The organism is Pseudodesulfovibrio sp., assembly GCF_028692895.1.
In the GTDB taxonomy this organism is placed as follows: domain Bacteria; phylum Desulfobacterota; class Desulfovibrionia; order Desulfovibrionales; family Desulfovibrionaceae; genus Pseudodesulfovibrio.
In genome coordinates this window covers 23,227-33,226 of record NZ_JAQUWN010000031.1, presented here as the reverse complement: position 1 = coordinate 33,226, position 10,000 = coordinate 23,227, and the positions used below count along the sequence as shown (strand labels likewise).

At 64.8% G+C, this 10,000-nt stretch carries 10 protein-coding genes; 7 read left to right on the top strand and 3 right to left on the bottom strand.

The annotated features are described in order from the left end of the window. The 3 genes from hflX to PHP91_RS09545 all read right to left on the bottom strand — a co-directional run. A partial coding sequence (gene hflX, locus PHP91_RS09555) for a GTPase HflX (RefSeq protein WP_300139952.1) occupies positions 1–1,384 on the bottom strand: 1,384 nt, incomplete at its 3' end. Between the two features lie 650 nt (positions 1,385–2,034). Further along, positions 2,035–2,631 (bottom strand): IMP cyclohydrolase, encoded by a 597-nt coding sequence (locus tag PHP91_RS09550; protein WP_300139928.1) that lies wholly within the window; start codon positions 2,629–2,631, stop codon positions 2,035–2,037. Positions 2,632–2,934: 303 nt separating this feature from the next. Continuing rightward, positions 2,935–3,498 (bottom strand): tetratricopeptide repeat protein, encoded by a 564-nt coding sequence (locus tag PHP91_RS09545; protein WP_300139926.1) that lies wholly within the window; start codon positions 3,496–3,498, stop codon positions 2,935–2,937. Between the two features lie 431 nt (positions 3,499–3,929). Here PHP91_RS09545 and flgB point away from each other — a divergent pair, with 431 nt between their 5' ends. From flgB to PHP91_RS09510, 7 genes are read left to right on the top strand one after another with little or no spacing between them, the layout of a single operon-like run. Next, complete coding sequence (gene flgB, locus PHP91_RS09540; protein WP_300139924.1) at positions 3,930–4,340, top strand: flagellar basal body rod protein FlgB; 411 nt, start codon at positions 3,930–3,932, stop codon at positions 4,338–4,340. Beyond that, positions 4,340–4,780, top strand: a complete 441-nt coding sequence (gene flgC, locus PHP91_RS09535; protein ID WP_300139922.1) for a flagellar basal body rod protein FlgC — start codon at positions 4,340–4,342, stop codon at positions 4,778–4,780. The genes flgB and flgC overlap by 1 nt, the downstream gene beginning before the upstream one ends. A gap of 19 nt (positions 4,781–4,799) precedes the next feature. After that, complete coding sequence (gene fliE, locus PHP91_RS09530; protein ID WP_300139920.1) at positions 4,800–5,129, top strand: flagellar hook-basal body complex protein FliE; 330 nt, start codon at positions 4,800–4,802, stop codon at positions 5,127–5,129. A 50-nt stretch (positions 5,130–5,179) separates the two neighbouring features. Then, on the top strand, positions 5,180–6,775 hold the full coding sequence (fliF, locus tag PHP91_RS09525; RefSeq protein WP_300139918.1) for a flagellar basal-body MS-ring/collar protein FliF: 1,596 nt from the start codon (positions 5,180–5,182) through the stop codon (positions 6,773–6,775). Between the two features lie 4 nt (positions 6,776–6,779). Beyond that, positions 6,780–7,778, top strand: a complete 999-nt coding sequence (gene fliG / locus PHP91_RS09520) for a flagellar motor switch protein FliG (protein ID WP_300139917.1) — start codon at positions 6,780–6,782, stop codon at positions 7,776–7,778. Next, entirely contained in the window at positions 7,765–8,511 is a 747-nt protein-coding gene (locus PHP91_RS09515; RefSeq protein ID WP_300139916.1) for a FliH/SctL family protein, read from the top strand. The genes fliG and PHP91_RS09515 overlap by 14 nt, the downstream gene beginning before the upstream one ends. 10 nt (positions 8,512–8,521) lie before the next feature. Further along, complete coding sequence (locus PHP91_RS09510) at positions 8,522–9,976, top strand: FliI/YscN family ATPase (protein WP_300139950.1); 1,455 nt, start codon at positions 8,522–8,524, stop codon at positions 9,974–9,976. The last annotated feature ends 24 nt before the right edge of the window (positions 9,977–10,000 follow it).

Below are 10,000 nucleotides of genomic sequence, written 5' to 3'. Positions count from 1 at the left end.
CGCGGTCCACGGCCACGGCGGGAATGCCCTCCGGGAAGACGCGGGCCATGGTCTCGCGCGCCTCGGCGTCGAGCCGGTCCCACTTGTTGAGGGCCAGCACCGAGGGAATGGCGTCCAGGTCCATCTCGGCCAGGATCGCCCGCACGGCCGCCACCTGCTCCTCCACTTCCGGGTGGGAGACGTCGCAAACCAGGACCAGCAGGTCCGCCGACTCCAGCTCCTCCAGCGTGGCGCGGAAGGCCTCCTTCAGGTCCGGCGGCAAGCGCCGGATGAAGCCCACGGTGTCGGTCAGGACCACCTCCCGCTCGCGCGGGAAGCGGATGCGGCGGCTGGTGGGGTCCAGGGTGGCGAAGAGCTTGTCCTCGGCCAGGACCTCGGAGCGGGTCAGGGTGTTGAGCATGGTGGACTTGCCCGCGTTGGTGTAGCCCACCAGCGAGACGATGGGCAGCCCGGCCTTGGCCCGGCGCTCGCGCGTCTGGGAGCGCCGCTTGCGGACCTCGTCCAGCTCCTTCTTGAGCCGGGTCAGCCGGTCGTTGGCGCGGCGGCGGTCGATTTCGAGCTTGGTCTCGCCCGGCCCGCGCCCGCCGATGCCGCCCATGAGCCGGGACATGGCCCGATTCTTGCCCACCAGGCGCGGCAGCGCGTACTTGAGCTGGGCCATCTCCACCTGGAGCTTGCCCGAGCTGCTGGTGGCGTGCTGGGCGAAAATGTCGAGGATGAGCTGGGTGCGGTCCAGGATCTTGCGTTCGGTGATCTCGGCCAGATTGCGGCTCTGGGTGGGCGAGAGCTCCTGGTCGAAGAGGATGACCGAGGCGTTGGCCTGGAGCGCCCGGACCTCCAGCTCGGCCAGCTTGCCCTTGCCCATGATGGTCTTGGGATTGAGCTGGCGGACGCGCTGGATGAGCGTCCCGGCCGCGGACAGCCCGGCCGTGTCGGCCAGCTCGGCCAGCTCGTCCAGGGAGCGCTCCTGCACCGGCCTCGGGGTCACGTCCACGCTGACCAGCAGGGCCCGGTTCTCGTCCGACTCCAGCTCCCGGCCCTCGGCCTGGCGGCCGAACTCGTCCTCCAAGGCCTGGACGATGGTGCCGAGATCGAGCTCCATGCGGTCCCAGCGGACCGGGTCGAAAATCTCGTAGCTCCGCTCCTCGGCGTTGGGCGGCAGCAGATGGGCGGCCTGGGCCGTGACCGGAAAGCCCCCGGCCACGTTGAGGGCGGTCACGGAGTCCAGGCGCAGGAAGACCATGTCCATGAGGTCCTCCTGGGACAGGGGCTCGTCGCCCAGGTGGGTGTGCAGCAGCCGCAGGCCGCGCAACCGGCCGGTGGCCATGCGCGCGCGAGGCAGCTCCGGGATGTAGATGGCCCGGTTGTCGCCCACCAGGACCATCTCCACCCGGCCCTGGCGGTCTATCAGCAGGGCGAGCTGCCGCCCGGTGTCGGCCGAAAGCTCGGCCAGCTCGCGCGCCTGGTCCAGCCCGTAGTTCCCGTGGGCCGGGAACTGGCGCTGGTACAGCCGCGACAGCCGCTTGATCTGGTTGGGCTTGAGACCTTGCAGGTTGCCCTTGGGTTTCTGTGCTATGACGTACTCCTTGTCGGCTGTTGAAAAACGGCGATCTGCTGCGTTGCTGCGAGGAATTCAAACCCTCGCGTACGGGGAGTACGCTTCGGTCTTGAATGCCTCTTGCGCCTATCGCTGCTGTCCCTATCCGTAAGACTCGCGGAGGACCGCTCGCCTAACGGCTACGGCTGCATCTCACCATTTTTGAACAGCCGACGATTCCGCTTTATTCCGAACCGTTAAGAAAAAAAATGGCGAAGCTGCGGCTCAAACCGTGGGGGATTTATAGGAAAAAGGCAAGCACCATCAGTGGTGCTTGCCTTTGTTCTTCATCGCCGCGTCAAGGCTGGCGAGAGTGGGTCGGATGTGTCGATGACGGGTGCGGTTTGACCGCAGGCGTAGCAGCGCTACGTCGAGGATCAAAACGTGCCCGACAGCGGCGCAGACGGCCCGCTATCGCCAGCCGGCGCAGCACGACGCTACGCGTCGTGCTCGCTCAGATACTTGGTGATCATGGCGTCGTACTGACTGGTCAGCTTGAAGGTCAGCGTGGCCATCTCCTTGCGGAAGGCCAGCGAGATGCCGCCGTTCTGCTCGATCTCCTCCTGCACCTGCCCGTAGTACTTGGGATCGGGCACCACGCAGATGGAGTGGAAGTTCTTGGCCGTGGCGCGGAGCATGGTCGGCCCGCCGATGTCGATCTGCTCGACGGCGGCCTTCAGGTCCAGCCCCTTGGCCACGGCGGCGGCGAAGTTGTAGAGATTGACGCAGATGAGGTCGAACGGCTCGATGCCGAAGTCCCGCAGGGTCTCCATGTGGGCCTCGTCATCCTTGTCGGCCAGGATGCCCGCGTGGATGTTCGGGTGCAGCGTCTTGACGCGGCCGCCCAGGATTTCGGGGAAATCGGTGACGTCGCTCACCGAGGTCACGGGCAACCCCGCCTCGGACAACATCTTCTTGGTGCCGCCGGTGGAAACCAGTTCGCAACCCTTATCAACCAGAAAACGGCCGAAATCGGCCAGGCCGGTCTTGTCCGTCACGGACAGGATGGCGCGTTTGACAGGTAGAAGTTCCATGAAAGCCCCCCTCTTTGAAGCTCTTGTTCGAGAGGCTCTGCCAGATTTGGCGGGCAAAGGCAAGTCTGCCGTCCCGCGGGGCGAAGGCTAATGGCAACAACCTGTAATGTCAGGAAATGCAAATACCGCGCCCCTGTATCGGGGAGCGCGTCGGGCGCGGGCGCATGGGGAGGTCGCCGACCCCGGCCAGGCGGGGCGAAGGGGCGAGCGAATCCGAAGGACTCCATCCGCCGAAGGCTGATTTCCCGCCCCGATCCGCCGAAGCGGCGGGGCGGGAAATCAACGGGGAGGGGAGACCGTGGGTTAGGGTCGGATCGCTTCGATCATTTCCTTGGCGGCTTCGAAATCCGGAGACATTTCGAGAATCTTCTCCAAATGTTCCCGGGCCGCGTCCTTCTGATCCATGCAGATGAGACAACCGGCCAGCGAGTAGCGAACCTCGTGCTTGGCGGGGTTGATCTCCAGGTAGTCCCGCAGGAACGGGACGATCTCCGCAACGCGATCCATTTCATGGCCGAGCTTGATAAGGCTGAACAGGGCGACCATGTTCTCGGGGTTCATCCTGATGGCTTCGACGAACATGGCGAAGGCATTCTCCTTCTCGCCGTTCTCCATCTTGATGAGCGCGATTCCGGAAAGACTCTTGTCGCTCGGCTCGATCTTGTGGGCTTTCTGGTACATCACCAGGGCGTCATCCAGGTCGCCGCGCTGAACCGCGACCGTCGCCAGGCCGATGTACGGGTCGGGATGCACGCCATTGGAGCTGACAGCCTTCTTGTAATACTCTTCGGCCTTGTCCAGCTCACCCATGAACAGGTAGCATTCACCGAGTTCCTTGTTGATTTCGTAATCCAGATGACCACTCATGATTCCCCTCCATGTCTCCTTTACCCGGGAGGCCGGGTGCCAAATATGCCGGGCCGTTGCTGACCCGCCTTGGCTTTTGCAACACATGTGCCAATCACCGTTTCCGCCCTGTTTCCTCCTGGCTACACTCCACAGCCGATCCATACTACACTGAAATTATAATACCTTTTTACAGCGCATTGATTGCGGACAATTCTGCCGCCAGCCAGAGGACGCCCCGCCCCGGCCGCCCAATACTATATAAGCGCACCGTCGCCTTGGCCCGCGCCGGCCGGATATCCGACGGTCTTCCGGCGGGACAGATAGCATTTATCCTTATAATTAACCATGTTATTTGATTGGAACGCTAGTTGCTAGCTCCACCGCGAACCGGGAGGAAAAAACTGCCACCCGGTCAATTCCAGAAAGCCGATCGGCAGGAGGAGCAAGGCATGAAGGGCATTTTCGCGCACCACATCCAGTTGACGGAGAAGGTCCTGGACCTGCGGCTGCAACGTCAAAATCTCGTCATGGGCAACATCGCCAACGTCAACACGCCCGACTTCAAGGCCCGGAGCCTGGAGTTCGAGGACAACCTCCAGAAGGCGCTGGACCTGGACGAGCGCGGCCGCATGACCCGCACCAGCAGGGAGCACATGCCCGTGGTCTTCGACGCCAGTTCCTTCAAGGGCGAGGGGATCGAAGCCTTCCAGCCGCGCACGGTCTATGGCGAGGACTCGGTGGACCTGGACAAGGAAATGGCCGTCATGACCAAGAACGGCCTGATGTACGACGCCCTCGCAAGCGTCATCAAAAAGAATTTCGACGGCATCCGGCAGGCCATTCAGGAAGGAGGCAAGTAATGGACTTCATGACCGCGCTCGACATCGGGGCGTCCGGGCTCAAGGCCCAGCGCACCCAGCTCAACGTCATTTCCATGAACATGGCGAACATGCGGACCACCCAGACCCTGGAGGGCGGCCCCTACCGCCGCAAGTCGGTCTCCTTCGAGTCCACCCCGGTATACTCCCCCTTCGACTCGGCCATGCAGGACCAGCTCAACCGCGAGCTCAAGGGCGTCAAGGTCCTGGGCGTCACCGCCGACCAGCGCCCCTTCAAGCAGGTCTACGAGCCGCACCACCCCGACGCCAACGACCAGGGCTACGTCTTTTACCCGGACATCAACGTGGTCGAGGAAATGACCAACATGATGACCTGTACCCGCGGGTACGAGGCCAACGTGGAAACCATCAGCGCCTGCAAGCAGATGTTCCAGCGCGCCCTGCGCATCGGAACCACCTAGGCCGTAAGGAGAAATCGTCATGGTTGTCAAAAGCGTCGCCATCAGCGCCTACCAGAACGCCATGGAGCTCCGCCGCCGCTCCGTGGACAACACCGTCAGCGAGCGGCTCAGGAAGCCCCAGGCCCCGGCCCAAGGTTTCGGCGAGACCCTCAAGGATTCGCTCAAGTCCGTCAACGACATGCAGGAAGACAAGAACCGGATGATCGAGGAGTTCGCCTCCGGCAAGAGCCAGAACGTCCACGAACTGATGATCAGCCTGCAGAAGGCGGGACTGGCCGTGTCCATGACCAGCGCCGTGCGCAGCAAGCTCATGACCGCGTACCAGGAACTCATGAAGATGCCGTTCTAGGCAGCCGACTGGAAGCCAAGGGAAACACCCAATCAGCGGGAGAATAGGAAATGCCGCCGTTCGTCAATGAATATTGGTCCAAGATTCAGGGATTCTGGTCCGGCCGGACCATGTCCCAGCGCATCCTCATCGCCGGACTCGCCCTGTCCGTGTCCGTGGCCTTCGGGCTCATGATCTTCTGGATGAACCGGCCGGACTACAAGGTTCTGATGACCAATCTTTACCCGCAGGACGCCTCCCAGGTCGTGGCCATGCTCAAGGCCGCCAAGGAGAACTACGTCATCGAGGACAACGGCAAGACCATCAAGGTCCCGGCCGACCGCGTCTACGAGCTGAGGCTCAAGGTGGCGGGCGAGGGCAACCTGCACGGCCAGGGCATCGGGTTCGAGATTTTCGACAACGTCCAGATCGGCCAGACCGACTTTGTGCAGCACATCAATTACCAGCGCGCCCTCCAGGGCGAGCTGGCCCGCACCATCACGGAATTTCCGCAGGTCGTGAAGACCCGCGTCCACCTGGTTCTGCCGCAGAAATCCCTGTTCATCGAGGACCAGATGCCGCCCAGCGCGTCCATCGTCCTCCAGCTCAAGGACGACGGCAAACTGGCCCCGGCCGAGGTCCAGGGCATCGTCAACCTGGTTTCCATGGCCGTGGAGGGCCTCTCGCCCAAGAACATCACCGTCACCGACATGAAGGGCCGCCCGCTCTACACCCCGGAGGACGACACCACCGGCCTGGCCCTGTCCAACACCCAGCTCGAATACAAGGCGAACATGGAGAACAAGATCCAGCGCCGCATCATGGAGCTCCTCGGCCCGGTCGTCGGACCCGAGAAGGTCATCGCCCGCGTCAACGCGGACCTCGACTTCAGCCAGAAGACCATCCGCTCCGAGACCTTCGATCCCAACGGCTCGGTGGTCCGTTCCGAAAGCCGCAACGAGGAAAGCACGGCCGGCGCGGCCAACCTGGCGGGCGGCGAGCCCGACGCCAACTTCCGCGGCGACGGCTTCACCGGCACCAAGACCACCCAGGACTCCAACCGCGAGTCCCGGACCACCAACTACGAGATCAACAAGACCGAAGAAAACATCGTGGCCCCCGTGGGAGAGTTGAAACGGCTGTCCGTTGCGGTTATCGTGGACGGGACGTGGACCACCGACGAGGCCACCGGCAAGCAGGTGTACGTGCCCCGCGCGGCCGAGGAGATCGAACGCATCAAGAACCTGATCACCAACGCGGTCGGGTATGACACCGTGCGCGGCGACACCATCGAGGTGAGCAACATCTCGTTCGGCGAGCCCGCCCTGTACGACGCCGATTCCCTCATGCGCACCATGCTTGAATACGCCCAGAGGCTGGGCAAGCCGTTCCTCAACGGCATCCTGATCTTCCTGTTCCTCATCATGGTGGTGCGGCCGGTCGTCATGGCCCTGATCCGCCCCCGCGTGGCCGAGCAGGAGATCGAGGAGATGGCCGGGCTGCCCGGGGCCGAACGCCTCGCCCTGGAAGAAGAGGAGATGGACGAGGAGGCCATGGATATGTCCCGTCGCATAGAGAACGCAAAGAACCACGCCATTCAGCTCTCGGACGACAACATGGACCAGGCGGTCCACCTGCTCAAGAGCTGGCTGACGCAGGAGGCATAGACCCATGGCCGACTTCACCGGACCGCAGAAAACCGCCATCGTGCTCCTCGCCCTGGGCGAAAAGTTCACGGCGGAAGTGTTCAAGCGCATGGAGCGCAACGAGATCGCCGCCGTGTCCAAGGCCATGCTCGAAACCGACTCCGTGCCCCGCGAGCAGGTCCTCCAGGTGCTCAAGGAGTACAACGAGGCCCTGGCCTACGGCGCCGAGCTCCTGGTGGGCGGCCCGGAACAGGTCAAGCGCATGCTGACCAAGGCCCTGGACGCGGAGACCGCGAAGTACATCATGGATTCCCTGGACCTGGACTCCGGCCCCACGCCGTTCCAGGAGCTGGAGAACGTCAGCCCGCGCATCCTGGCCCAGATCCTGCGCAACGAGCATCCGCAGACCCTGGCCCTCATCCTGGGCCACCTGCACCCGGACCAGGCCGCGGACCTCATCTCCCACCTGCCCGCCGGCGTGCGCGCCGAGGTGCTCATGCGACTCGCCAAGCTCGAGGCCGTGGCCGAGGAGATGCTCATGGAAGTGGACAAGGTCCTGCAGAGCCAGCTCATCGCCATGGGCGGCAAGGAAGGCAAGAAGGTCGGCGGCGTCAACGCGGTCGCCGAAATCCTCAACGCCGTGGACCGCAACACCGAGGAGGAGGTCCTCTCCGAGATCGAGGAGGAGTCCGCCCAGATGGCCGAGGACATCCGCAACCTCATGTTCGTGTTCGAGGACATCAAGGGCGTGGACGACATCGCCATCCGCGAGCTGCTCAAGGAGGTCTCCAACGAGGACCTCACCGTGGCCCTCAAGGGCGCGAGCGACGACCTCAAGGAGAAGTTCTTCAAGAACCTGTCCGAGCGCGCCTCCACCATGATAAAGGAAGACCTGGAAATCATGCCGCCCAAGAAGCTCTCCGAGGTCGAGGCGGCCCAGCAGAACATCGTCAAGACCGTCCGCCGTCTGGAGGACGAGGGCAAGATCGTCATCAGCCGAGGCGGCAGCGATGTCTTTGTCTAAGCACGACTCCGGCCACCTGACCGGCAAGGTCCTGATGGGGCTCCAGAGCCCCGGCCCGGATGAGATGACCATCCAGGAGATCGAGGGCAAGCGCAAGCTGATCTGGGACGACGCCATCAACGACGAGTACCTGGAGCGCGTCAAGGCCAAGGCCCGCGAGGCGGCCAAGGAGATCAAGATGATGGCCGAGCTGGAGGCCGAGGCCCTGCGCGCCACGGCCCGCCACGAGGGCTATGCCGACGGGCTGGCCCAGGCCCAGGCCGACGTGGAGGCCCACACCCTGGCCATGTCCGCCGAGGTGGAGAACATCGTCACCCGGATCGGCTCCCAGGGCGCTACCATCTTTGAAGAGCGCCGCGCCGACGTCATGGCCCTCATCCGCCTGGCCGTCAAGAAGACCCTGGCCGTGGAGATGAGCGAGCAGCGCGTCGCCTCCCTGGAGAATCTCATGCGCCAGGCCCTGGAACGCATCGAATCCCAGCGCCAGTTGACCATCAAGTGCGCGGCCGAGGATGCCGAGGACCTGCGCGCCTTCATCGGCTCCATCCAGGAGCGCACCCCCGCCCTCAAGTACTGGACCGTCAAGGGCGATCCGGCCATCGCCCAGGGCGGCGTGGTCGTGGAGGGCGAGGAGGGCCGGGTGGACAACACCGTGGCCACCCGCTGGAAGGGCGTGGAGCCCATCCTGGACCAGTTGGTGGAACAGCTCACCGCGCCCGACGCCGAGGGATGACATGACAGACATGGCCGACGCCTCCCGTCTCGGACTGCTCGAATCGCTCGACCCCTGCCAAAGCTACGGCAAAGTGACCAAGGTCGTGGGCCTCATCGCCGAGGGCCGGGGCATCAAGGCCCCCCTCGGCTCGGTCTGCTACCTCCTGCCCGACGACAAACGATCCATCCCAGCCGAGGTGGTCGGCTTCCGCGACGGGGCCTGCCTGTTCATGCCCTACTCGGACATGCGCGGCATCGGCCCCGGCTCGCTCATCCGCAACGCGGCCACCCCGCCCCACATGCCGGTGGGCCAGGCCATGCTCGGCCGGGCCGTGGACGCCTTCGGCGAGCCCCTGGACGGCAAGGGGGCCTTTGTCCCCGACACCTTCGCGCCCCTGCACCGCGAGCCGCCCAACCCCCTGGAGCGCCCGCGCATCAACGAACCGCTCGACGTCGGCATCCGCTCGGTCAACGCCCTGCTCACCCTGGGCAAGGGCCAGCGCGTGGGCATCATGGCCGGTTCCGGCGTGGGCAAGTCCACGACGCTGGGTATGATGGCCCGCTACACCAAGGCGGACATCAACGTCATCGCCCTGGTGGGCGAGCGCGGCAGGGAGGTGGTGGAGTTCATGGAGCGCGACCTCGGCCCCGCGGGCATGGCCCGCTCCGTGCTGGTGGTGGCCACCTCGGACAAGAGCCCGCTCATCCGCATGCGCGCGGCCTACGCGGCCACGGCCGTGGCCGAACATTTCCGGGACCAGGGCAAGGACGTCCTCCTGATGATGGACTCCGTGACCCGTTTCGCCATGGCGGGCCGCGAGGTCGGCCTGGCCGCGGGCGAGCCGCCCACGCGCGGCGGCTACACCCCGAGCGTCTTCGCCCACCTGCCCCAGCTCCTGGAGCGCGCGGGCAAGAGCCGCAAGGGCTCCATCACCGGCATCTACACCGTGCTGGTGGACGGCGACGACTTCACCGAGCCCATCGCCGACTCGACCCGCTCCATCCTGGACGGCCACATCGTCCTCACCCGCGAGCTGGCGGACCTGGGCCACTACCCGGCCATCGACGTGCTCCGCTCCATCAGCCGACTCAGGTCCGACATCACCACGGACGAGGCCCAGGCCGACGGCCGGGCCCTGCTCCGCAGCATGGCGACGTTCAAGAAGGTGGAGGACATGGTCAACATCGGCGCGTACCAGCGCGGGGCCAACCCCGAGGTGGACAAGGCCATCGCCATGGTCGGGCCGATCAACGGATTCTTGCGCCAGTTGGTCAAGGAGAACGAGCCCCTGGCCGGAGCCTTCGCCAAGCTCCACGCCCTGGTCGGCGATGGCGACGTCCAGCCCAACACCCCGCCCAGGCAGGCCCCCAAGCCGCAGGGCAAGCCCCAGATGCGGCCGCAGCAGAAGCAGCCGCCCCGCCCGGCCATCAAGCCCAAGAAAATGGCGGTCGCCCCCTCGGACATCAAGGTGAAATTGCGCTGACCGGGCGCGCCCGGACCGCAGTGG

Excerpts from the sequence above, each read along its gene's own strand:
- PHP91_RS09550 (WP_300139928.1), bottom strand. The coding sequence starts at position 2,631 with ATGGAACTTCTACCTGTCAAACGCGCCATCCTGTCCGTGACGGACAAG.
- PHP91_RS09545 (WP_300139926.1), bottom strand. The coding sequence starts at position 3,498 with ATGAGTGGTCATCTGGATTACGAAATCAACAAGGAACTCGGTGAATGC.
- flgB (WP_300139924.1), top strand. The coding sequence starts at position 3,930 with ATGAAGGGCATTTTCGCGCACCACATCCAGTTGACGGAGAAGGTCCTG.
- flgC (WP_300139922.1), top strand. The coding sequence starts at position 4,340 with ATGGACTTCATGACCGCGCTCGACATCGGGGCGTCCGGGCTCAAGGCC.
- fliE (WP_300139920.1), top strand. The coding sequence starts at position 4,800 with ATGGTTGTCAAAAGCGTCGCCATCAGCGCCTACCAGAACGCCATGGAG.
- fliF (WP_300139918.1), top strand. The coding sequence starts at position 5,180 with ATGCCGCCGTTCGTCAATGAATATTGGTCCAAGATTCAGGGATTCTGG.
- fliG (WP_300139917.1), top strand. The coding sequence starts at position 6,780 with ATGGCCGACTTCACCGGACCGCAGAAAACCGCCATCGTGCTCCTCGCC.
- PHP91_RS09515 (WP_300139916.1), top strand. The coding sequence starts at position 7,765 with ATGTCTTTGTCTAAGCACGACTCCGGCCACCTGACCGGCAAGGTCCTG.
- PHP91_RS09510 (WP_300139950.1), top strand. The coding sequence starts at position 8,522 with ATGGCCGACGCCTCCCGTCTCGGACTGCTCGAATCGCTCGACCCCTGC.